The sequence below is a fragment of the Edaphobacter sp. 12200R-103 genome (assembly GCF_010093025.1).
Lineage (GTDB): Bacteria > Acidobacteriota > Terriglobia > Terriglobales > Acidobacteriaceae > Edaphobacter.
The window spans coordinates 2,259,320-2,282,782 of the sequence record NZ_CP048114.1 but is presented as its reverse complement, the minus strand read 5'-3'; the positions used below and the strand labels follow the sequence as shown (position 1 = coordinate 2,282,782).

21 protein-coding genes are annotated in these 23,463 nt (G+C 57.8%); 9 read left to right on the top strand and 12 right to left on the bottom strand.

Annotated elements, in window-relative coordinates; genetic code table 11:
* The first annotated feature begins 104 nt into the window (after window positions 1-104).
* From GWR55_RS09465 to GWR55_RS09455, 3 genes are all read left to right on the top strand, one after another.
* Window positions 105-1,373 carry a beta-propeller fold lactonase family protein gene (locus tag GWR55_RS09465; RefSeq protein ID WP_162402049.1) on the top strand — a complete coding sequence of 423 codons (1,269 nt, stop codon included), beginning with the start codon at window positions 105-107 and terminating at the stop codon, window positions 1,371-1,373.
* Window positions 1,374-1,492: 119 nt separating this feature from the next.
* Entirely contained in the window at window positions 1,493-2,716 is a 1,224-nt protein-coding gene (locus GWR55_RS09460) for a beta-propeller fold lactonase family protein (RefSeq protein WP_162402048.1), read from the top strand.
* 67 nt (window positions 2,717-2,783) lie between these two features.
* Entirely contained in the window at window positions 2,784-4,049 is a 1,266-nt protein-coding gene (locus GWR55_RS09455) for a beta-propeller fold lactonase family protein (protein WP_238398307.1), read from the top strand.
* A gap of 355 nt (window positions 4,050-4,404) precedes the next feature.
* On the opposite strand, the gene GWR55_RS09450 is transcribed toward GWR55_RS09455, so the two are convergent.
* Both GWR55_RS09450 and pyrH read right to left on the bottom strand, forming a co-directional pair.
* Entirely contained in the window at window positions 4,405-5,547 is a 1,143-nt protein-coding gene (locus GWR55_RS09450; protein ID WP_162402047.1) for an acyltransferase, read from the bottom strand.
* A gap of 65 nt (window positions 5,548-5,612) precedes the next feature.
* A complete protein-coding gene (gene pyrH / locus GWR55_RS09445; protein WP_162402046.1) occupies window positions 5,613-6,317 on the bottom strand; it encodes a UMP kinase in 705 nt (234 codons plus the stop codon).
* A 250-nt stretch (window positions 6,318-6,567) separates the two neighbouring features.
* Between pyrH and GWR55_RS09440 the strand changes: the two genes are divergently transcribed.
* Both GWR55_RS09440 and GWR55_RS09435 read left to right on the top strand, forming a co-directional pair.
* A complete protein-coding gene (locus GWR55_RS09440; protein ID WP_162402045.1) occupies window positions 6,568-7,686 on the top strand; it encodes an acyltransferase in 1,119 nt (372 codons plus the stop codon).
* A 732-nt stretch (window positions 7,687-8,418) separates the two neighbouring features.
* On the top strand, window positions 8,419-9,837 hold the full coding sequence (locus GWR55_RS09435; RefSeq protein WP_162402044.1) for a glycoside hydrolase family 28 protein: 1,419 nt from the start codon (window positions 8,419-8,421) through the stop codon (window positions 9,835-9,837).
* Between the two features lie 670 nt (window positions 9,838-10,507).
* Here GWR55_RS09435 and tsf read toward each other — a convergent pair.
* The 4 genes from tsf to rplM form a co-directional block, all read right to left on the bottom strand.
* Window positions 10,508-11,173 (bottom strand): translation elongation factor Ts, encoded by a 666-nt coding sequence (gene tsf, locus GWR55_RS09430; protein ID WP_162402043.1) that lies wholly within the window; start codon window positions 11,171-11,173, stop codon window positions 10,508-10,510.
* A 121-nt stretch (window positions 11,174-11,294) separates the two neighbouring features.
* A complete protein-coding gene (rpsB, locus tag GWR55_RS09425; RefSeq protein ID WP_162402042.1) occupies window positions 11,295-12,212 on the bottom strand; it encodes a 30S ribosomal protein S2 in 918 nt (305 codons plus the stop codon).
* A 210-nt stretch (window positions 12,213-12,422) separates the two neighbouring features.
* The gene (gene rpsI, locus GWR55_RS09420; protein ID WP_162402041.1) at window positions 12,423-12,818 is read right to left on the bottom strand and encodes a 30S ribosomal protein S9; all 396 of its coding nucleotides are present in this window, start codon (window positions 12,816-12,818) and stop codon (window positions 12,423-12,425) included.
* Window positions 12,819-12,941: 123 nt separating this feature from the next.
* The gene (rplM, locus tag GWR55_RS09415) at window positions 12,942-13,376 is read right to left on the bottom strand and encodes a 50S ribosomal protein L13 (protein ID WP_162402040.1); all 435 of its coding nucleotides are present in this window, start codon (window positions 13,374-13,376) and stop codon (window positions 12,942-12,944) included.
* 67 nt (window positions 13,377-13,443) lie between these two features.
* Between rplM and GWR55_RS09410 the strand changes: the two genes are divergently transcribed.
* On the top strand, window positions 13,444-13,587 hold the full coding sequence (locus GWR55_RS09410) for a hypothetical protein (protein WP_162402039.1): 144 nt from the start codon (window positions 13,444-13,446) through the stop codon (window positions 13,585-13,587).
* Between the two features lie 286 nt (window positions 13,588-13,873).
* Here the strand turns inward: GWR55_RS09410 and acpS are convergent, their stop codons facing one another.
* Entirely contained in the window at window positions 13,874-14,254 is a 381-nt protein-coding gene (gene acpS / locus GWR55_RS09405; RefSeq protein WP_162402038.1) for a holo-ACP synthase, read from the bottom strand.
* A gap of 120 nt (window positions 14,255-14,374) precedes the next feature.
* On the opposite strand from acpS, the gene GWR55_RS09400 reads away from it, so the two are divergent.
* Complete coding sequence (locus tag GWR55_RS09400; RefSeq protein ID WP_162402037.1) at window positions 14,375-14,740, top strand: hypothetical protein; 366 nt, start codon at window positions 14,375-14,377, stop codon at window positions 14,738-14,740.
* A 141-nt stretch (window positions 14,741-14,881) separates the two neighbouring features.
* Complete coding sequence (locus GWR55_RS09395) at window positions 14,882-15,601, top strand: 1-acyl-sn-glycerol-3-phosphate acyltransferase (RefSeq protein ID WP_162402036.1); 720 nt, start codon at window positions 14,882-14,884, stop codon at window positions 15,599-15,601.
* Between the two features lie 148 nt (window positions 15,602-15,749).
* On the opposite strand, the gene GWR55_RS09390 is transcribed toward GWR55_RS09395, so the two are convergent.
* Both GWR55_RS09390 and GWR55_RS09385 read right to left on the bottom strand, forming a co-directional pair.
* Entirely contained in the window at window positions 15,750-16,433 is a 684-nt protein-coding gene (locus GWR55_RS09390; protein ID WP_162402035.1) for an SPOR domain-containing protein, read from the bottom strand.
* Between the two features lie 39 nt (window positions 16,434-16,472).
* The gene (locus GWR55_RS09385) at window positions 16,473-17,330 is read right to left on the bottom strand and encodes a slipin family protein (protein WP_162402034.1); all 858 of its coding nucleotides are present in this window, start codon (window positions 17,328-17,330) and stop codon (window positions 16,473-16,475) included.
* A 336-nt stretch (window positions 17,331-17,666) separates the two neighbouring features.
* Here GWR55_RS09385 and GWR55_RS09380 point away from each other — a divergent pair, with 336 nt between their 5' ends.
* Window positions 17,667-19,328, top strand: coding sequence for a uroporphyrinogen-III synthase (locus GWR55_RS09380; RefSeq protein ID WP_162402033.1), 1,662 nt, complete (start codon window positions 17,667-17,669; stop codon window positions 19,326-19,328).
* A gap of 1 nt (window position 19,329) precedes the next feature.
* On the opposite strand, the gene GWR55_RS09375 is transcribed toward GWR55_RS09380, so the two are convergent.
* Genes GWR55_RS09375 through GWR55_RS09365 form a run of 3 tightly spaced genes read right to left on the bottom strand, consistent with a single transcriptional unit; the run spans window position 19,330 to window position 23,416 of the window.
* Window positions 19,330-19,851, bottom strand: coding sequence for a hypothetical protein (locus tag GWR55_RS09375; RefSeq protein WP_238398746.1), 522 nt, complete (start codon window positions 19,849-19,851; stop codon window positions 19,330-19,332).
* Window positions 19,852-19,865: 14 nt separating this feature from the next.
* The gene (locus tag GWR55_RS09370; protein ID WP_162402032.1) at window positions 19,866-20,492 is read right to left on the bottom strand and encodes a response regulator transcription factor; all 627 of its coding nucleotides are present in this window, start codon (window positions 20,490-20,492) and stop codon (window positions 19,866-19,868) included.
* Window positions 20,493-20,500: 8 nt separating this feature from the next.
* Window positions 20,501-23,416 carry a sensor histidine kinase gene (locus GWR55_RS09365; protein WP_162402031.1) on the bottom strand — a complete coding sequence of 972 codons (2,916 nt, stop codon included), beginning with the start codon at window positions 23,414-23,416 and terminating at the stop codon, window positions 20,501-20,503.
* Window positions 23,417-23,463: the final 47 nt, after the last annotated feature.

Sequence of the window (23,463 nt, the reverse complement as noted above, 5' to 3'; positions counted from 1 at the left end):
GTCGCCGCACCTTCTACAATGTGCAGAGGAATTTATCCCTAAAGATTTGCTCGCAACCGGCGGCCTCACAATGCAGTCGGCGCCGGCGAGGATTAAGGAAACGCATGAGGTTGAGCAGGATTGGCCGTGTTTCATTGGCCTTGGTAGCATCCGTTGCATTAGGTCTGGGTATAACAGCGTGCGGTAGCGGCACGGTGGCTTATCTCTGGGTGCTTGGCACACAGTACAACCAGATCGCGGGATTCAAGGTCGATCACTACTCCGGCAATCTGACACAGGTAGTCGGCTCTCCTTTCAGTTCGAACGGTACCAATCCCATCTCCATTGCGGTGAAGCCCGGCGGACGGTATGTCTATGTCGTCAACAAAGGCGTCGCGGCCTCTGGAACGACTCCGGCGACACCGGGTAACATCGCGCTCTTCAGCGTTGGCGGTGACGGCACCCTTACCTTCCAGCAGAGCTACACCAGCCGCGGCAATACGCCGGTATGGGCGACCGTGGACACCACTGGAAGCTACCTCTACGTTCTGGATTCCGAATATCCCGATACGCCCGAGTACCCGAATCCAAACCATCTCGGCGCCATCACCGTATTCGTGATTGACAACAATACAGGCCGCCTACAGCTGGTTCCCAATCAGCAGATCAAGGACAGCAATCAGACCCAGCTGACCTTCTTCCCTGTAGGTCCTGCACCGACAATGATGCGCACCTCCGGAAGCTGCCTCTTCACGATGGACACCGGCGATCAGACCATCTTTCCCTATGCCGTGGGAGCCAACGGCCAGCTGACCCTGACGGCGAACTCGACCATTGCAACGGGAGCCGGCCAGCTGACCTCGATCACTGCTAACGGAACCTACGTCTACCTGACCGATGCTAATCCGACTCCGGACAGCCCCGGCGGAAGAGTGCTTCCATATACGGTAGGAACAGGCTCTGCGGCCTGCTCGCTCAACACCCTTACCGGCGGTCCCGTCAACAATCTTCCCCTGACCTCGAACCCGGTCTACTCGATGGTCGACAACAAGGGCAAGACGCTGTATGTCCTGAATCGTTCTTCGCTCGATCCCAACAACAAGGCGAGCTCAATTTCGGCATTTACCATCGATCCCACGACCGGCAAGCTGCAGTTCCTGGGAACGGGCGGAAGCCCATCGGCTGGTAACCCGTATCCTATTGATGCTGGGCCGGTGTGCATGGTGGAAGATCCGACCAACCAGTGGGCCTACACTTCCAACAATATTGCTGGGACTATTAGCGGTAAGCGGCTCGACTCCAATTCCGGTGAGCTTCGAGAGTTGCCGAGAAACTCAACATTTCCCACGGTGGGTCAGCCAACATGTATGGCGCTCAGCCCGTCCGTCAATTAGCCGACGTAACCGTCGGTCACAAGACCCGTCTGCCTTCTTCTCGTCAGAGAGGAAGGCAGATGAGATTTCCGGTTCCTCTGTACAGGCGGGCCGGTTCGTATCTGGAGTAAGGGAAGCGCATGACGTTGAAGAAGATGGGCCGCGGAGCATTAGCCTCGATAGTGTCCTTGGCGATGGGGCTGGGCCTGACGGCGTGTGGCCGCGACTATACAGTCGGCTATGTCTACGTGACCACGGCGTCGGGAACCTCCGGGCTGGTCAACGGATACAAGGTTGACTATCAGCAGGGCTACCTGACCCAGCTCGCGAACTCTCCTTTGCCCTCAGGCGGCAAAAATCCCGTCACTATCGTCGCTTCACCGGATCATCTCAGCATCTACATCGTCCACCGCGATGACTCGAACGTCGTTCACTTCCTCGTCGGTACCGACGGCAAGCTTTACCCGCAGAAGACCTACAACATCCTGGGAAGCTTCGCCACCGACGCCTCCATCGATGCCGCCGGCAAGTTTCTGTACGTGACGTACACCTACCAGAACACGATCCTTCCCGACGGCACGCAGCAGCAGCTCTATACTCCTGCCAATCCCGGTCCCGGCGGCGTCACTATCTTCCCCATCGGCTCGGATGGAACGCTGGGCACGCCCTCGACATTCGCTCTGGGACGCAATCCTGTAAAGATCTCTGCGACCAATCCCAATCACTTTGTCTACGTGGTCGCCCAGGACTCTGCGACCGGCAATAATCTCTTTGGCTTCTCGCAGGATCCCAACACGGGCGCGCTCACACCCCTTCCCGGAGTGACGATCAACCCCGGCAACGTAGTCTCCACGGGATTCCCCTCCGGAAACACTCCTTCGGGCATCATCGCTGACGCATCGGGAAGTCATCTGTACGTCACCGATCAGGTGCTGAACGATGTGATGGGCTATACCATTGGCGCGAACGGCATCCCCAGCCTGATAGCCTCTGCCACAACCGATTCCGCACCGGCAGGAATGATCATCGACGCCAGCGGAAAATATCTTTTTGTCGCTGCGACCGGAGCGGGTGCTGTCGACGGATATACCTTCGGAGCGAACGGTGAGCCTGTTCGTTCCACGGTCTCCTCCAGCGTTCAGGTGGGCACCGGACCCACCTGCCTGGGAATGATCGGTGCTCCCAGTTCCGGCGATCCCACGCACGGGATTTACCTCTATACCTCAAATTCGCTGAGCAGCAATGTCTCTGGAAACCAGATGGATGCCTCCACGGGCCGTCTCTTCCAGGTGCAGAGGACGCCCTTCAGCGCGAACGCTTTGCCTTCCTGCCTGGTCACGGTCCCTATTGTTCCCGGGCGGTAGCAGATAGCAGAAGGCGTGAAGTTAAAATGGATGCAAGGCGGGATGATCCGCCGGATGAAGGAAAAGGATGAGCTTGACAGGAAAGATCTTTGAGTCGATGCCTGGAGAGAAGGCAAAGGCCCCCTCAGCAAGGGCCAGCATGATTGGACGGCTCGCTTCAGCAGTGATGCTGACCGGCGCGCTCGGCCTGACTGCCTGCACCCGCGACTATACGGTGGCCTACGTGTACGCCACCGCCGCAAATGCAGGCATCAATGAGTATGGCGTCGACTACCGCTCCGGCGCACTTGTGCCGATCGCCGGATCGCCGGTCGCAGCCGGCAATAATCCCGTCAAGATTATCGCTTCTCCCAACAGTCTGTTCGTATACGTCCTCAACCAGGGCGATTCTACGATTCAGCAGTTTGCGGTAGAGACTGACACGGGTAAGCTGACTGCGAAGAACACTTACCCCACCGGGGCGACTCCTACATCGATGGCGATCGACCCCTCGGGTAAGTTCCTGTACGTCACCTTCAAATACCAGCAGGGATACTCCGACACCAATCCAGGGCCCGGAGGCGTGGATATCTTCCCGGTCAGCTCGGACTACTCGCTTGGAACACCAACCATTCAGCCCTTGGGCAACAACCCAGTTGGCGTCACTTATACGAACTTCAACAACTACGTTTACATCGTCGATGCTGAGCCGGCGACCGCTTCCAGCTCTGCGGTCGGCTGGATTCTTGCCTTCTCGGCCAATACCGCCAACGGAGCGCTTACGCCCATCGGCAAGACCAGCGTCTCGACCGGGAACGACGGAAAGACGGTCGCTACAGGTTATGGCGCGGGAACCAACCCGAGCTCCATCGCGGTTGATCCTGCCTCGCGCTTCCTTTATGTGACCGATCGCGCCACCAACCAGCTCTACGGAAACATCGTCATCTCCGGCGGTCTACTGCAGCCGATGCAGAACTCGCCCTTTGCCACTGGCCTGCTTCCAGTGGCCGTCACGGTCGATCCTCGCGGAAAGTACCTGTTCGTCGCCAACTATAACGACAATTCAGTGAGCGCCTATGCCATCGACCAGCCGACGGGCGCTCCCAGCGGCTCCGTCGGGTCCTCCTCCACCAAGGTCGGCACCGGCCCAAGCTGCCTCTCGATCGAGCCCGCGCTGGGTATCTATATGTACAGCTCCAACAACCTGGATAACACCACCACCGGTCTCAAGCTCGATTCTCACAACGGCTCGTTGCAGGATGTCCAGAACACGCCTTTCCCGGCAGCTGGAACACCTACCTGCGTCGTCGCCGTGGCAAATGGATCGCACGCGACGCAGGTGGTCAACCCATAGGCCAATCCAGTCACTCAAAAGAAACGGCTCCGCTTCGTCGGAGCCTCTTTCTTTTTAGGGCTATTTCCCAGGGGGGTGTCATCAAACTCACTCCTCTTGGATTCGAGACATATCTCGTTGTGTCTTGGAAATATCTCAAAAGCATGTCATTTTCGACCGGAGCGGGACAGTTTTCTCGTCCTGTGGAGTGGAGAAAGTCCCACATTCGGGTGCCGGCTGGGATGATCTGCGCTGCTTGAGGCAGCGTGGCCGTCTTGGCGAATGCGGGGTCCCATTCGCGCTCCGGTCTGGATGACACCTCAAAAGTGGTTCAAGGGTAAACATGCGGTACTGGAAGGGATGTTGCGGCTCTTAATCAAGAGGTTGCAGCCCTGCGCGATGCTGGAGGAAAGCGATTGAGGATGGCCCGGCGCACCGGGTTCTCAAAGAACTTGTATACCAGCACTGACATCGCGATCAGGGCAGCGTAGGAGATCCAAGGGTCAAGCGTTGTCAGATGAAGTCGCTCTATCAGGTGATACTTGTGCATCAGGATGTAGGCGTTAAAGTGCAGAAGGTAGAGAACGTAGCTGCTCTCGCCCACTAGCAGCAGCGGACCCCAGGCAAAGATACGGGAGATCGCATGGCGCCCGCTAAGCCCAAAGACCATGGCAGAGAAGAACGGCAGTAGAAGCCCGCAGTGCAGAACCAGGTAGGGCACCCTGTCCGAGATCGTGAAGAAGAAGAGTCCCAGCAGCCCCAGTGCAGCCGCTGCAATCGACATGCGCTGCCGCTCGCTGATCTTCAGGGTCCATTGCAGCCGCGATAGCGCAATGCCCGACAGGAACGTAGGAGCATAGGGCAGGGGCGTGTACTTCAGAAAGCGGATGATCGTCGTCGAAGTGTAGCGATCCACCGGCGCTGAGAGGTGATCGGGATTCAACCAAAGATACAGCGCTGCCGGAATGAGATCGATGACCCACAGGATAAAGATTGTCAAGATCAAACGCGAGGGCTTCTTTGGCCAGGGAAGCCGGATCAGCCACGGAAAGAGCGCGTAAAACGCTACCTCGCATGACAGCGTCCATGCAACGGTATTCCAGAACGTTGCCAGCGAAGGGCTCCATCCCTGGAGCAGGAGGGGGGTCATCACAACTCCCTGCCAGAACTCCGTAACGGACCGCGCCTGCCACTCCAACTCAAGCATTGGGATCGACATCAGCAGGACGAGCAGATAGACGGGATAGAGGCGGGCAAATCGCGCCATCCAGAAATCCCGCTTGTTCAGGTTCACACCTCGATCGAAGTAGTTGTACGAGAGGATGAAGCCCGAGATCAGGAAGAAGACATTGACGAAGACAAATCCATGTTCCACAAATGGCCGAATCGGCCCCAGATAGGGCGGTGTGAAGTGGAACAGAACGATGTTGAATGCCAGAAGGGTCCGGATTCCTGTAAGAGCGGGAAGGGGAGGTTTCCGTGCCGGGGTTACCAGCGGTGTGGTTGCAGTGGAGGCCAAGTTTCAAATCCCTGTATCGAAGAGCGCCTTCGAGGCTTTGGATGCCGAAACGCTGGAAGGCGTTCTCAGGCTGTAACCAGCGAGCCGATCTTCTCCCCTGAGGCTACGCGAACGATGTTGCCCTGCTCGCGCATGCTGAAGACCTTCATCGGCATATTATTGTCCCGGCATAGAGATACAGCCGTAGTGTCCATCACGCCGAGGTTGAGCCGAAGAATATCGTTATAGGTAATCTGTTCAAACCGCGTCGCATCCGGGTCTTTCTTGGGGTCCGCGGTGTAGATGCCGTCCACTGAGGTAGCCTTCAACAGAATGTCAGCCTTGACCTCCATCGCTCGCAGGGCGGCGGCGGTATCGGTGGAAAAGAAGGGATTTCCGGTACCGGCAGCAAAGACGACAATGCGTCCCTTTTCAAAGTGCCGGATAGCCCGCCGCCGGATGTAGGGTTCAGTCACTTGGTGCATCTCGATGGCGCTCATGACCCGGCAGAAGATTCCACGCTTCTCAATGGCATCCTGCAGGGCGATGGCATTAATCACCGTGGAAAGCATTCCCATGTGGTCTGCGGCGACCCGATCCATATCGATCGCCTGCTGGGCGACGCCTCGAAAAAAGTTACCTCCTCCGACGACGATTCCCACCTGACAGCCGAGCGCATGTACGGATGCAATCTCTTCGGCTACTTTGTGGATAAAAACGGCATCGATTCCGAAGCCCCGGCCGGCTGCCAGAGCTTCTCCTGAGAGCTTGAGGAGGACTCTTTTATACATGTCAGGTTCTAGTATCGCATGTCTGCTCAGGTACCGGCCCCGGAATGCAGATGCAAAGATTTCACACCCCGACGCGAATCATTCTCATATCATGACAGCAGATGCGATCTCCTTGGCTGTCACATAAGCCTCGCACTGACTTCCGCGTTCGCAGATAAAATAGAGGAATCGCTTCCGGCCGATTTTATTGGAAGCCACTGAATCGGAACTTTCTCCCTGACCGCTCAATAAACCGGATTCCGCAACTATTATGGCGAACTCCCCAGCCAAACCTAAGATTCTTCCGCTGACTTCTGCCCGTTTTTTTGCGGCACTGTATGTCGTGCTCTATCACTCAGCCCTTGGCGTTCCTGCTCTCAGGAACTGCAATGGAGCATTGCGGCGGATTCTTGAGATGGGACATATCAGCGTCAGTTTCTTCTTCATGCTTTCAGGCTTCATTCTGGCGGTTGTTTACCTCAAAGATCGAGGGTCCATTAATAAACGCCGTTTCCTGGTTGCTCGATTTGCTCGTATCTATCCCCTCTACCTGGCAGCCATGTTACTGGATACGCCGCATATGCTTTACACCCAGTTCCATATCCTGCATGCAAGCATCAGGCAGGTCATTCTCGGCTTCCTGGCGACAGCCACACTTGTTCAGGCGTGGGTCAATATGCGAGGACTCAATCCTCCAGGCTGGTCTCTGTCGGCCGAGGTCTTTTTTTATATAACGTTTCCGTTTATTGGCATTGCGCTATGGCGCATGCGCGGCTGGCTGGTGCTGCCCATGTCGGCGGTCTTTTACTTCGGAGGGATTTACCTGGTCACGCTCATGGTGAAATTTGGCGACGCCGATGAGCAGGCATTCAATCCTTTTCCTTACCTCTTCCTGTTTCTACTAGGAATTCTTCTCGCCAGGATATACACGTGGATCTCTCAGGATGCAGTCTGGGCAAATCGGCTGGAGGCCTGGGCTCCCTGGCTTCTCCTCACCTCTGTGATCGGAGTTTTTGCAGTACCCGTGTTCCGCCTGATCCCATCCGAGACGCTTCTGCTGCACGGTATCCTTGCACCGTTATATGGGCTGGCGATTCTCGCGTTTGCAAGTGGAAATCTATTCATCAATAGAGCCTTTTCGGCTTCGTGGCTCGTTGTTCTGGGAGAGGCGAGTTATGCGCTCTATCTCATTCATTATCCAATCCACTCGATCCTGCGCGGATCTATCGAACGTTATGGCTTGCCGATGTTCGCCGTCTTTCTGGCAGGCACGATCGGCCTGAGTGTCGCCAGCTACTATCTGTTGGAGATTCCTGCGCGACGATGGATCCTGAAAAAAGAGCGTGTACGCAGCCTGGAAACGGAAGTCACCAGCGCTATTGCTCAATAAATATGTCGGCTCCTACCCGCCTCTGCAGCCGCAAGATGCTCATTTGCACAGAACAACGCCGACCGTTTCTCGCTTGAATTAAGCCATGAGACGAGTCTTACTGCGGATAGGCATCCTCTACCCTCTCTTTTGTCCACTTGGTATTGTCCTTGCTCTCCATCTGCTTTTCGTGTGCCCGGTCCTTGGCCTTCGTTTTGGTCTGATCGTCAGAGCCCATGACCTTCTGGGTGCCTTCCTTGGTCCGATCGTAGGCCTTGACTGAGGTCTCTTTGGTCTTATCGACGGCGACCGTTCCGCCCCCCTGGCTTTATCGACGGCCGTGCCCGTGTCTTTCTTCGTGGCATGGCCAGCATCCTTGGCGGCATGTTTGGTGTGGGTTCCAGCGTCTTCCATGTCCTGGCCCGCGGTCTGGTTAGTTTGCAGGCGCTCGCCCCTTATTATCGGTTTTGGTCCAACCATATTGCCAGTAATCTGCCTCGGTCCACGAACCGGTGCAGACAAGGTCCTCTTCTGCTAAAACTAGTATTTCCAGCGTTGACACTCAATGTTTCGCACTCATAGGATCTCTTCGGCGCCAGAAAGCACTCTGCCGGAGATCTCAATTGAGTGTGTCTGTTGAATTTTTGGTATGGCCAATTATGTCGCTTGATTCCCTGTAGTTGCGCAAACTCACGAAACCAGCTCTCAGAGACCGGTTTAACAAATCAGCACAAAACATGGAGGTGAAGAGGAATGAATCTCCCCATCTGGGAACGCCGTACGTTTTTGAAGCATGCCGGAAAGAGCCTTGGAGCAGCATCTCTACTTGCATCTGTCTCAGGCTCCGGCCTCCAGGCCCAGACCACGGTGAAGCAGGGCAGACGAGTTGCGAATGGAACGCCGGTCTCGCATACGTCTGTTCATCTCAACGTCAAGGACTTCGGCGCCATTGGGGACGGTAAGACGAAAGACACACTCGCCGTTCAACAGGCTCTCGATCGCTGCAATGTGCTGGGTGGAGGAGAGGTATTTGTTCCCGCAGGCGACTATCTGACAGCCGCCCTTGTCCTCCGGTCCAATACAACCCTTCGGCTTGATGAACAGGCCAGCCTGCTTGGATCCCCCGACCTTGCAGACTATCCATTGACCCAGGTGCGTTGGGAAGGGCATTGGATCAAGGGCTACAACGGATATATCTCTGCAGTCGATGCCACCAATATTGCGATCGTTGGTAAGGGCAAGATCATCGGCAACGCCGCCATCAAGGGGCGCTACAACCGCCAGACAGGAGTCCGTAATCCAGCGCTGCTGGAGTTCACCAACTGTAAAAATATTCGTGTCGAAGACTGTTACACCGCCCAGAACGATATGTGGTCTATCCATCCGGTGTACTGCGAAAACATTACTTTCAGGAACATGACGGTAAAGGGAAATGCCGACGGCATCGACGTTGATTCCTGCCGGCGTGTCGTGATCGAGGGCTGCGACTTTGCCACAGGCGACGACTGCATCTCGCTCAAATCCGGCCGAGGCATGGAGGGCAATACTATCGGAGTTCCGACCGAAGACGTGAAGATCTCCAACTGTACTTTTCGGGATCTGCACTGGGCCTGCATCGGAATTGGAAGCGAAACTTCCGCGGGAATCCGCAATGTTCGCGTCGATCATTGCAGATGCCTGAGCGCACGCACCTTCGCCATCTATATCAAGAGCCGCCCCGGCCGCGGAGCATTCATCGAAGACATCTACATGAACGACCTGGAGGTCGAAGGCGCGCAGGCAGGATTTCTCCGCATCAATATCCTGAACAGCGGCCTGCAGGATAAGGCTCCCGTGCAGGGAGACGAGGGGATCCCCACCATACGCAACTTCCACTTCTCCAACATCAGGGTGAAAGACATGCCCATGCTCGTCGATGCAGTATCCATCCACCCACACAAACCGCTCGACGGGTTCTCGCTGACCAACGTGACGGGAACCTGCAAAAAGGGAATTGAGTTGGCAAATATGAATCGCGTTGTATTGAAAAATATCGATGTGACTGGCTATGAGGAGCCGCTTCTCAGCACGTATCACGTGACTGGAACAGGATTGAAGGGCGCTGTTGCGCTCCCTGAGCCAAAGCCCACCGCCCCAGTACCGGAGTTGAAGGAACCTTACGTTCTCCGTTAGTCCTTGCTTTAGCCGCTTGCCTTGCTCTTAATCGCGGGCTGTCCGATGGAGGAGATGAAGCTTTTAGCTCATACCCTGCCGACTGCCCAGACTCGCTATACTCTTTCGCCGATCGAGGCTATGGGGCAAGGCTCATCTGCGGCATTCGACACACATCAAACATGCTTCGTCGTGGTGGCGCCCGTGTGGCGCCAGAGCAAGCAGCATTGCAGTGATTGCTCCGCCAAGAATGCGTGGACGCTCTTCTTTGCAGGATCGGCAAGATCCGTGCAGGAAGGACCAGTGCTTTCTGCAGAAGTACTGCTTGCATGCCGGGCACTCACGCATACCCGCATCAATGCGGTCTTCCGTATGAGATCGTTCTGCAGACGCCCAGAAAGCTCCTGCAGAGAATGGATATTGGAGAATCGCTTTCGTTCGGAGTGCGTGGCCCATTGTTCAGCACACTTTCCTGCCCAAGGCATAATGATCAGGCCGTCAAGAAGACGGCGAAGGTAAAGCCGTTGCATGGTATACACAAACGTAAGTGCCTCTGTCGAGATGATTTATTTTGCATAGTCGAAGCGACTACGGCATTGCGGAAATACTTGCCGCCAGCGATTCAACGAGCAAAGGGTCCAGGCATAAGCCTGGACCCTTCAGTCTTCACACAGTTGTTTGGAGGAGAGCGCTACGCTGACGCCTCTTCCGTAGCAGCAGCGACAGCGGTCGTGGCCACCGTCCAGTTGGGGTCGCCAACCTTGAAGCGGGCGAAGCGCCGGACAGAGATGTTCTCGCCCAGCTTAGCGACGCGAGCCGAGATAATCTGGGCGATCGTCTGGGCCTGGTCCTTGATGAACGGCTGGTCGACGAGGCAGACCTCTTCGTAGAACTTGCTCATCTTTCCTTCGAGCATTTTCTCAATGATGTTGGCAGGCTTGCCGGAGGCAGCAGCCTGGGCGCGATAGATCTCCTTCTCACGCTCGATGTCCTCGGGGGTGACGTCCTCGCGGCGGACGTAGCGGGGATCGGCAGCGGCGATGTGCATCGCGATGTCGCGCAGAAGCTCCTGGAAGTCGGGCGTGCGGGCCACGAAGTCGGACTCGCAGTTCAGCTCAACCAGAACGCCGATTTTGCCGCCGGCGTGGATATAGGTTCCTACCGAGCCTTCATTCGTGGTACGCGAAGCCTTTTTGGCGGCCGAAGCCATGCCGCGCTTGCGCAGCACGACGAAGGCCTCTTCCATATCGCCCTTGGACTCCTGGAGCGCCTTCAGGCAATCGCCCATCGGCGCGCCGGACTTTTCACGGAGTTCCTTGACGAGTTTTGCATCGATCTTTACGGCAGTCTCAGACATTGATCCTTCCCTTCCTGGTATACAGCTTGATTTCAAACAAAAGGGGCGCGGGCTTATGAACCCGCGCCCCCTGATGATGCCAGATGGCGGTTACAGCACTGCGAACGCGGTGCCTGGGGGCTTAGGCTCCGGTCTCGGCGATAGCCGTATCAGGCTCATCGGCTGAGGCAGCAGCGGGCGCCTTGCGAATGTTACCGCCGAGAACAGCAGCCAGATCAACGTTCTCGTCCTCATCGGAGTCGGCCGCGGAGATGGAGGCTTGAACTTCGTTCAGTTCGCCTTCCTCACCGACAAACTCGGGAGCGACCTCGGCTTGCTGTACATCGGCAACTTCCTCAGAGAAGGCGCGCTCAGAGATCATCTGGGTACCTTCGTAGGCCGAGTCAGCGATCTTGGTGGTGAAGAGGCGGATGGCGCGCAGAGCGTCGTCGTTGCCGGGGATGACGTAATCGACCACCGTGGGATCGCAGTTCGTATCGACAACGGCGACGACCGGAATGCCCAGTTTGCGGGCCTCGGAGACGGCGATCGCCTCGTTGTTGGAGTCGATGATGAACAGCGCATCGGGAAGCCGCTTCATGTTCTTGATGCCGGCGAGATTGGTCGACAGGTGTTTCCGCTCACGCTCGAGCTTGATGACCTCCTTCTTAGTCAGCAGCTCATAGCGCCCGTCCGTCGACATATCGTCGAGTTCCTGCAGGCGCTTGACCGACTTCTGCACCGTAACCCAATTGGTTAGCAGACCGCCGAGCCAGCGCGAATTGATGTATGGCATTCCGGCGCGGTTGGCCTCTTCGGCTACGGCATCCTGAGCCTGGCGCTTGGTGCCCACGAAAAGGATCAGCTTGCCCTGTGCGGTCAGATCGGTTACGAACTTCGACGCGTCCTTGAACATCTTCAGCGTCTTCTGCAGGTCGATAATGTAGATTCCGTTACGCTCGCCGAAGATATACTCCTTCATCTTCGGGTTCCAGCGCTTGGTCTGATGCCCGAAGTGAACGCCAGCCTCGAGCAGCTCTTTCATCGTAATGGTAGCCAAATTGAATCTCCTTGGTTGAGGCCCATACGGAGTATGAACATCCGGGACCTGTATTTATCCCCCGTAGGGGAGATTGGACTCCTTGCCGCAGACCGTCTTTCTTCTGCGGGTGTTGCGAGCAGGAGCCCGATCCGGTAGATCAGGCTCCTGCCAAAGCTGAAATCCTCAAAGCAGAAAAGCACCAGCAAAAGGCTTTGCTGGGGGGGCCTTTTATCGCTTCGAGAACTGGAAGCGTGCGCGAGCACCCTTCTGTCCGTACTTCTTGCGCTCTTTGGCGCGCGAATCACGGGTTACAAGGCCCTCGCCCTTGAGCGCCTTGCGGAGCTCAGGGTTAAACTGCATCAGGGCGCGGGCGATGCCGAGCTTGACGGCATCCGCCTGACCCATCACGCCGCCACCGCGAACGGTGGTGATGACGTCAAAGGTTTCGCCAATGTTTTCGATGCCGAGCGAACGCTTGGCGGCGGCGCGCTGCTGCGCTGTTACGAAGTAGGTGTCAACGTCCTTCTTGTTGACGGTGAAATTTCCGCTGCCCGGGCGCAGGAAGACGCGCGCGATCGAGCTCTTGCGGCGGCCGGTGCCATAGTATTGGACGAGATCTGCCATATATCCTCTGAATCCCTCTTGAACCTCAGGGGCGAAAGCCCCTTTTGTGATTCGAACTCTTCCTGCACGACTGAAGCCGTGCCCTTAACCAAACTTCAAAAGCAATCATGGAGCGATTGCGAACTAGGCGGTCGCCTCAAGGGGCTCCGGCTTCTGCGCCTGGTGCGGATGCTTGTCGCCCTTGTAAACCTTGAGCTTGGTTGCCATCTGGCGGCCTAGCTTCGACTTGGGAAGCATTCCCTTCACTGCCTGCTCCACCACGGCTTCGGGACGGCGCTTCATCAGGTCGATAAACGACTCTTCGCGAAGGCCACCGGGGAAGCCGGTATAGCGGCGATACAGCTTCTGGTCTGCCTTCAGACCGGTCAGTACGACCTTGTCGGCGTTGATAATGACGAGGTGGTCGCCGGTATCGATATAGGGCGTGTACAGCGGGTTAAGCTTGCCCGACAGCACGTTGGCTGCCTGGGTGGCGAGACGGCCAAGCGTCTTACCGCTGGCATCGAGGACAAACCATTTGCGCTGAATCTCTTTTGCGCTCGGAATCCTGGTGGACATCGTCTTTAGTACTCCTTACCTCTGCCGTCTTCCTTGTTCGGCGTGCTGCGGAAGAATCGTGGAACGAATGGGTGTTGCAACTGCGATGAAGCAAATCGTGATGATGGAACCGAACCTCGATCCAGGATTCGATCTACCGGAAGACCTGCACCTGCAGGGCACGAAAGATCAAATGCCTGAACTGCGCACAGAGCCTGGTTCCTGGGCCTGAAGTGTGGGTGCTTTGGGGGCAAACTGGTTCATTCCGCCCCAGGTGGATCCACCACGACGTACCGCACTTTCCTGCCTGCCAAGTCATCACAGACGCGGAAACGCGAGACTGCGCGAGCTTTTAGAATAGCGGAGCCTCAGCCGGGCGTCAATGAGATTTCCCGGCGAAATCCAGTGTGTGAGGCCTTCTTCCAGCCGCTGCGCCAATGGCTGTCCGGGCGATCCGTTCTGTCGAGGGATCTCTTTCGTCTGCCAGATTTTCTCCGCTAAGTGTTTGATAAATAGACCTATTTCTCGGCGATTGCGACTGCCAATGCCATGTCGCGGCTGTGAGTGAGGCTGAGCGACAGGCTTGCGATCCCTAGTTGTTCCGCGATCTCCCTCGCCCTCCCGGTCAGATGCAGGGTCGGAGGGCCTCCCGGCTGCCTCTGAACCTCGATCTCTTTCCAGGAAACCCCCCGGCTGATCCCCGTCCCCAGGGCCTTGGCTGCGGCCTCTTTAGCAGCGAAGCGCGCGGCGAAGCTTTCGGCGGAGTGCTTCTTCTTTTGCCGGCAGTAGGAGATCTCCCCCGGAGTGAAGACGCGATCCAGAAAACGATCACCGAACTGCTCGATACTCTGCTCGATCCGGCTGATCTCGATCATGTCGGTGCCGATTCCAACGATCATCCTGTCACCCCGCTCGTCATATGACCACCGTACCTCGGCCGGCATCACGCTACAACCCTCTGACTCCGATGAAGGTGTATGACCCGCCACGACGGGGAGGTCAGAAACGGGGGGGGACGCATGGCATCGCTCGATATCCAGGGGTTCAGCTACGACGATCGGGCGGACGTGCTGCCAGGGCTTCTTGTCGCTCTGGCGGACTGTGGCGGCTGGGTGCTCGACAGGAAGACCCTCAATGCCAGCCTGGTTGAGCTGCGTCTGGAGGTACAACTCCGCTCCATCCTGGAGCTCTACGGTTCAATCGTTGCCGCGGGACTGGAATTGACCCGCTCCTCGCATATGACGCTTACTGATCTCTGTACCTGCAGGCGTAACATCACCAATGCCATCGATCTCGGTCAGGTGGTTACCATCCGAATGCAAGTCAGCTTCCTCGAAGAGGTCACTCTTCACTCTGTCCTGGAAGCAGGCAGAGTCCCAGCCTGAGAAGCAAGGATGTGTCTCCCATTGCAGAGGTGGTTCTGTCCATGTGGTTGAAGATTGATAGAGTTAAAGGCCAATGATATTGGTGGGCGAGGATCTCCGCTGACAGGATCCCTGCTCATGGTTGCGATATTCTGACGGGGAATGTTCGCATCCTTAAAGCTGCTCTTTGTATATCTGGCCCTCGGGGTTCCGGCGGGGGTCTTCGGTATCCCCTATTCGCTTTTGGTGGGGAACGTTCGCCGGTTGTATCCCATCGCGATGTGGATCGCAAACGCCGGGGTGAGAGCAGCCGGTGTCCGGATTGAGGCAATGGGGTTTGAGAACATTCCTAAGGGACGGCCCTGCATCTTCATGTGCAATCACGTCTCGAACCTCGACCCTCCAGTGGTATTGCCGATCCTGCCCGGGCAAATTGCAGTGTTTCTGAAGAAAGAGTTGATGAGTATCCCAATCCTTGGATACGCGATGAGGATGGGTAAATTTATTCCGGTGGAGCGCGGAGGCAAACGCGACGCGGCTCAGGCAAGCGTGGCTGCCGCGACCGATGCGTTGCGGAGTGGTCTTAGCATTCTGGTGTTTCCCGAGGGAACGCGGTCGAAGGATGGCAGACTGTCCTTCTTCAAGAAGGGCCCTTTCTTCCTCGCAATGGAGACGATGGCCCCGGTTGTGCCGGTGGCGATCTCAGGGACGGAACGGATGATGCGCAAGGGAAGCGCAGCGATTCTGCCGGGAGTGGCCCGGGTGCAGATGCTACCGGTGATCGAGCCGAAGGACTTTGAGAACCGCGAGGATCTGCTTCGGGCGGTGCGGGCGAGGATTGCAGCGGCGTTGCCCGAGGAAATGAAGCCGTTGGAAGGATGAGATTCAGGCACGTTCATCAATAAATAGAGCAAACAGGGCGGAGGACAGCTTGAACCGCTGATCCTTCGACTTCCTCGTCGACCTTCGTTCAAGAGACACGGCGACGACATTGCGGGCAGCAGGATGGCGGTGGCGGATCGGTGAATCGTTACTTGACGATGGCGTTGTAGCCATCAGAAGAAAGTCGCTGCTTCATGGCATCAGCCTCTTTGCGGTTGGCAAACGGGCCGAGCTGGATATGAAGGAGTTTGTCGTTCGGCTCGTGGCGGATGGCGACGGTGTATCCCTTACGCTTGAGGGCGCTGGCAAGGATATCGGCGTCCTCCTGGTGGGAGACGGCGGCGACCTGGACCAGCGCGGTGGCACCGCCTGCAACGGGTCGAGAAACTGCCGGGGCCGTTGTGACTGCGTGCGTCGGTGTCTTGACGGCTACAGCGGCCTTGAGCTGGGGAGCGGGCTGGGATGTAGAGGTCCGTTCGAGCCGCGGCGCTGGCGCCGGAGTATCTGCTGGGGCAGCGTCGCTGGTTGAGCTTTCGTCCGCAGACTGGGCTGCGGCGGCATCAGCCGGAGTGAGACTGGCTGATGAGTTGGAGAGTCCAGGAGCCGGTTTGGCATCTCCGGTGGCCTTGAGGGGAGCGGTGTCGCCGTTCTCCGCGGCCTGAGCCGCTGTCGTGGCGGAGCGATGTCCCATGCTGTAACCGAAGCCAAAGAAAATGGCACAGATGATGGCCAGCAGAAAGAAGATGCCGAGCAGCGTAGACGGGCTAAGAGAGAGCTCGCGGCCGCTGGAGTCGGTATCGAGGTCGTCGTCTTCGAGATAGCGAGAGTTCACGGTGGGGTCCTTGTTTGGGCAGGGCCAACGTGAGGGCGCCTACTCGATGGATTCAGTTGGCGAAGGGCTCGCGGGCGGTGGTGCAGGAGCCTGCGGAAAGCCGGTTCCGCCCTGCTGCCCGAAGGTGCTCTTCGCAGCGTCCGCGGTCTGGACTGTTTTATTCAACAGGTTCATCAGTTCCATGGGAAGCGGAAAAACGATGGTCGTATTCTTCTCGACACCTATCTCGGTAAGTGTCTGGAGATAGCGGAGTTGGAGGGTCATGGGCTGCGTAGCCATGAGGGCGGCGGCGTCCACGAGCTTCTGGGCGGCATTGAATTCGCCTTCCGCGTGGATGATTTTGGCGCGGCGCTCGCGCTCGGCTTCGGCCTGCTTGGCCATGGCGCGGAGCATGGATTCGGGCATATCGACCTGCTTGACCTCGACCGAAACGACTTTAACGCCGAAGGGAGCAGTGTGGCCGTCGATGATGGTCTGGATGCGCTGGTTGAGCCGGTCGCGGTGGGCAAGAAGCTCGTCGAGTTCAACTTCGCCCAGGACGGAGCGGAGGGTGGTTTGAGAGAACTGAGAGGTCTGATAGATATAGTTGGCGACCTCGATGACGGCGCGGGTGGGGTCGACGACGCGCAGGGTGATGACGGCATTCACCTTGAGAGTGACGTTGTCGCGCGTGATGATGTCCTGCGGGGGGACTTCCATGGCCTCCTGGCGCAGGGAGACGCGGACGAGCTGGTCGAGCGGCCGGAAGACAAGGATGATGCCGGGGCCTGCGGCGTGTTCGCGGACGCGACCCAGGCGGAAGACAACTCCGCGCTCATACTCGCGGAGAATCTTGATGGAGCTGATGAGGTAAAGGACGATGATGACGATGACGAGAAGGACGGGCGTATCGATCACAGAGACCTCGCTGCACTATCGGATGTGATTGTACGCGTTATGGGAGCGACGGATGTGGCAGGTATAGCGAGGAGAGGGGAAGATGTCTGGTGGAAGACAATTGCGGAATGGGAGAACCGTAGATCCTTCGGGCTTCACTCAGAATGACGCGGCAGCGGGGGTAAGGTGAGTGATCGGCCGTCGATTCCTTCCATCGAGGCGTCAGAAGCTGTGAGATGGGGCTGGCTGATTTGGAGTGTGTCTGTAGAATGGTGAACAACAGACCCATACTCAAACCGAAATTTTACCTGGTGATGATGCAACCAGCCGCTGTTCGGGCTTAACGGGAGTTTGACGATGGCGCCAGCAAGCTTTGATGGATTGAGGATTCTCTCGCTCGAGTCGCGCCGGGCAACTGAGATGGCGAAGCTGATCAGAACGTTTGGGGGCGAGCCATTCGTGGTGCCTGCCATGCGTGAGATCTCGCTGGAGTCGAACCGGCTGGCGCTGGAGTTCGTGGACAAACTGATTGCCGGCGAGTTCGACCTGGTGATTTTTTTGACGGGCGTCGGAGTGCGCACGCTGCTGAAGATCGTCGATGGGACTGGGAAGAGAGAGACATTCCTTGAGGCTCTGAAAAAAACTCGGGTTGCAGCGCGTGGTCCGAAGCCGGTTGCGGCCCTGAAAGAACTGGCCATCCCAATTGAGGTAGTTGCTCCAGAGCCGAACACGTGGCGGGAGATGGTTGAGGCGATCGAGAGGAAGTACGGCGAGGCGTTGTCAGAATTCCGTGTCGCGGTGCAGGAGTATGGGACGTCGAATCCCAATCTGTTAGAGGCTTTGAATGAGAAGGCTGCCCTCGTTACCAAGATTCCGGTATACCAGTGGGCGCTGCCTGAGGACCTGCAGCCGCTGCGCGAAGTCGTACTGGGAATAGCCGGCGGAGGGGTTGATGTGGTGCTGTTTACGACGGGTGTGCAGGCAGTCCATCTGTTCGAGGTGGCGGAGCAGATAGGCTCTGCCGAGGACCTGCGAACCGGGTTGCGGTCGGTCGTGGTGGCTTCAATCGGGCCTACGACGACGGAGGTTCTGCAGGAGTATGGCGTGCAGCCTGATTTTGAGCCTTCCCATCCGAAGATGGGTTTTCTGGTCAATGAAGCTGCGCAGCTGTCGGGCAAACTGGTGGAAGAGAAGAAGAGCAATCGCGCCCGCAGCATGAGCACGCGCCAGGCGGGTCTGCGGGTGGCGGTGTCGCGATCCGTTCCGCCAGAGGAACCGGCCGTAGAGAAGCCGAGATCAGAGAACCAGACGATTGATTTTCTGCATGAGATCACGAGCCGCATTGCATCTGCGGACTCTTTCCACAAGGTTCTGGGAAGAATCGTGGACTTTGTGACAACGATCATTCCCTGCGACTCGTGTTTTATCTATGTGCTCGATGGAGAGAAGCTGACTCTGCGTTCCTCGAAGAATCCGCATGCCGATGTGGTGGACCAACTGGGGATCAGGCTGGGTCAGGGTATTACGGGCTGGGTAGCAGAGCATCGCGAGCCGGTCGCGCTGGCCTCGAATGCTTCGGAGGATCCGCGATTCAAGCTGTTCAAGAACCTGCCCGAGGACCGCTTTGAGGCGATGTTGTCGACTCCGATTCTGTGCGCGAGCAAGGTGGTGGGGGTCATCAATCTGCAGCATCGGCATACGTACCAGCACACCACCAACGAGGTGCGTTTGCTTTCGACGATCGGCTACCTGGTGGGTGCCGAGGTGGAGCGAGCACGTCTGGAGAATGAGAATGCGCAACTGGCAGGCCGGCTGGAGGCGCGCAAGGCTGTCGAGCGCGCGAAGGGAATCCTGCAGCGCGATATGAAGGTGGGCGAAGAAGAGGCCTATCGCATGATGCAGCGCGAGAGTAGGCATCGCCGTAAATCGATGCTGGAGATCGCTGAGGCAATTCTGCTGGGCGAAGAGATTCGCAAGGGGCAGGTGGCGACCGAGCAGAAGCCTGCGTCGGGAAGCTGATCTAATCGATCAGTGTGTAAGGAAGGGCGAAGCGGCCTATCTGCACGAAGGTATGTTCGCTGGGTGGCCAGATGCGAAAGCTCTCAACGCGTGTTCCCTGTGCCAGATGCGGGGCTATGGCTGATCCGCGCTCTGCTCCGGTGGCGGCGTCGTAAAACGAGACGGAGAGTGCGTCGTCTTTCCGGGTCCATCCGACAGCGTATGCTCCAGGGGAGAGGGAGACGTTCTGAAAGCGGATGGGAGATTGTACGAGCAGATAATGCGAATACTTTCCTTCAGCGGAATAGCCTGCGGTGATCAGAACGACTCCAGCAATAATCTTCCCCTGTGAGTTGATGATGCCGGACGCTGTGCGCATCTCCGTCTCAATGCGTTCGCGTTCGACGGGTGCCCGAGCGGGCAGGGCGGCAGAGAGCTCGGCCGCGGTGGCTGTGCGCCACGTAGTCTTGGTCTGCGCGAGCAGACTGCAGGGCAGGATGACGAAGAGGGCGAGCAACAGAACGAGGGTGATCTTGAAACGCATATCGGACGCCAGTTTTATTTAAGGTGAATGATGCCACGTTGAAGCGCGACAGTGGCGGCGTGGGTGCGATCTCCTACGCCGAGTTTGCCGAGCAGGCTATTGATGTGGGTCTTTACGGTTGCTTCGGAGATCTGAAGGTCGGAGGCAATTTCCTTATTGGATCGTCCTGCGGCGATGCGTTCGAGGACATCCTGCTCGCGGGCGGTGAGGGTCTGGCCACTCATACGCTCTGCGAGTTTTTCAGCGATGTTGGGAGCGATGCGAGTCTTTCCGGCGTGAACAGCTTTGATGGCCGTGGTGAGCTCCTCGACGGTCATTCCCTTGAGAAGATAAGCTCTGGCGCCGGCTTCGAGGGCGCGATAGATGTCTTCATCCCCGTCGAAGGTGGTAAGGACGATAAATCTGGCAGACGAATCGCTCTGCCGGATGCGACGGATGGCCTCGACACCGGAGATGCCGGGGAGCTGCAGGTCCATCAGGGTGATGTCGGGGTGAAGATCAGAGTGGAGCCGGATGGCTTCGGCGCCATCGGCTGCCTGGCCGACGATCTCGATCCCGGGCATGATGTTGAGCAGAGCGACGAGGCCTTGGCGGACTACGTGATGGTCGTCAACGACAAGAATACGGATGACTTCGGACATAGGCGCCGTCAACCTTTCTCCCCCGGCAGGGGAACGACAAGCCTGACCTGTGTTCCGTGGCCTGGCGAGCTGGTGATAGTGAGGTCCGCGCCGATGGTGAGGGCGCGCTCTCGTATTCCCTGGATGCCGAAGTGACCGCGAGAGGAGCTTTTCGGAACCGTGGGAGAGAAGCCCCGACCGTTGTCGACGACGGTGAGGGTAAGTTGCGATGGCTCGTAGTTGAGACCGAGGGATGCGGAAGTGGCCTGGGCGTGTTGCGATACGTTAGCAAGAGCCTCCTGCGCGATCCGGAAGATTTCGTTTTCGATCGAGGCAGGGAGAGGCCGATAGGTTCCGCCGATCTGCACCTGTATGCGAAGCAGATGGCCCTCTGCCTTCTCTGCGAGCCGCGAGAGACGAGTAGGCAACGTGTTTTGTGCAGTGGCGGCCCGCAGATCCCAGATGCTGCGGCGGGCCTCGTCGAGGCCTTCGCGGACGTAGGCGCGTGTCTGGTCAAGCTGCTGGCGGGCTGCATCGACCTGTTCGTGAGCGAGAAGCTGGCCGGCGAGCTCAAGCTGAACGGAGACTCCGACGAAGCTCTGCGCGAGGGTATCGTGAACCTCGCGGGCAACCCGGTTGCGTTCTGCGAGCACTGCATTGAACTGCGAGCGCAGACGACGCAGCCGCAGACGGTAGATGAGCAAGATTGCAAGAGCAAGGAGAATGATGACCAGCAGGATGAACCACAGCGTGCGATAGAAGGGAGGACGCACGGAAAAGGTGATTACGGCGCCGCGCTCGTTCCACACGCCGTCGTTGTTGGCTGCCTGCACAAGGAAGCGGTAGTGTCCCGCAGGAAGGTTGGTATAGAACGCGGTACGCCGGGATCCGGCGTCAATCCAGTGCCGGTCGAATCCTTCAAGACGATAACGATACTGGACACGAGAGGGCGCGACGAAGCTGAGAGCGGCGTACTGGAATGCGAACCGGCTGTGGCCGGGGGAGACATCGATCCCGGCTGATCGCTCCACATCGTCGACGGTGAAGCGTTCGAGAACGACGGGTGGAGGAATGCGGTTCATGAAAAGATTTGCCGGATCGACGATGGCGGCTCCCTTGCGCGTAGCAAACCAGAGAGTGCCTTCGGCCGTCTTCCATACCGCAGGATGGCCCATGGAGGAGACCTCTTCCGTAGGCATGCCGTCGGAGGCGCCGTAGCGGTTGATGTGCAGCGTGCAGGAGGGCGACGACGCGCAGGCGATCATCTCGTAAAGACGTACGCGCAGGACACCGTGAGCAGAGCCGAGCCAGAGGAAGCCCTGATTATCACCGACGATGGAATCGATGGTGGAGGGAAGGTCATCCCGGTGAATGGCGAGGAGTCGTCCGTTCGCTGTCCGGACGGAGAGGCCATTTCCGCGGGTCCCGATCCAGAGATTGCCCTGGGTGTCAGCAAAGAGCGCAGTGATGGTGTTGCCGGACAGCCCGTCCTTCTGTGTGTAGGTCCTGATATTTCCATTGCCGTCGCGGACGGAGAGGCCGGCGAGCGTGGCGATCCAGAGATGATTCGATCCTATGGGGCGCACCAGCGCACCGACCAGATCACTGCCGAGCCCGTCCGTCTGGGTGAATGTGGTGATCTTTCCATTGACGAGATGCGCGAGTCCGCGTCGTGTACCAATCCAGAGGGTCCCATCAAGATCCGGATAGAGGGAACGGATAAAGTCGTCCGGCAGGCCGTCAGCCGAGGTGATAGCGGTGATGCGGCCTCCCTGAAGATGATTGAGGCCATCCGGTGTTCCGATCCAGAGATCTTCTGCCGGCCCGGGAGCAAGCGAGAGGATGACATCGCTGAGTAATCCATCACGGGTGGAGACGGTGTGTCTATTTCCTGAAAGCCAGCGCTCAAGTCCCTCGCCATTCGTGCCGACCCAGACGGCGCCGTCGGTGGTCTGGGTGATGGAGGTGGCCATGTTTTCGGTGTCGCCGGGAAGAGTGTGGAAGTTTCGATGCCGGAGGACGTGCAGACCGCTGCTCTCCGTCCCTACCCAGAGATCGCCTTCAGCATCTTCCTGAAGAGAGAGAATGCTGTGGGTGTCGAGGTCCGGTTGGAGGCGAGGAGCAGAGATAGTGTTGTCGAGACGGTAGAGGCCGTGATTGGTTCCGATCCAGAGTCCTCCCTGGAAGCTGGGCAGAAAAGACTGTATATGGGCGCCGTTGAGGATGGAGGGTCCGATGGTGCGGGGGTTGCCGTTTGCGGTAAAAGTAACGCCGGTGGAGGTTCGCTGCCACAGGGAATGGTCGGAGAGATACCCGAAGGCGTGGACCGGCTGCGAAGAAGGCATAAGCTGCTGGTATGCGCGACTGAGCGCGTTGCCGCGATATTGAAACAGACCGGCAGTGGTGTTGATAAGAAGGCCGTCGCCAGAAACGCTGATGGCTGTGATGGGAGACGACGTTGGAATGGCAACGAAGCGGGTGCCATCGAAGTGAGCCAGGCCTTCTGCCGTCAGAGCGAAGATGGAGCCGTTGACGGAGGCCAGCGACAGGATGCCGGAGGAGGGAAGACCTTCCGCGGTTCCATAGTGCTGGAAGATGCCGCCGTTATAGCGCACGATGCCATCGGCGGTTCCGATCCATACCGTGCTGTCTTCGGCTCCCTGGGCAAAGCAGCAGATGTCGTCGCTGGTGATGGCGGGCGTGTTGTCGTGCTGGAAGATCCTGAACTCGACTGCATTGGAGCGCGCAACTCCACCTTCGGTTGCGATCCAGAGATAACCGTCCCGCGACTGGAAGATAGCGTGAACGCTGTTCTGTGGCAGACCGTTTTCGGTTGTCCACGCCTGATGGCTCAGGTTTGAGGATTGCGCCGCAGCGGGGCTGGAGAAGATTCCGAACCAGAAAACAGACAGAACCAGCAGTGCGCGATGGAGAGAAGACCTCATGTTGATTGCTGTAAGAAATGGTAGTGCGTTTGTCTTGCGGGGTCTTC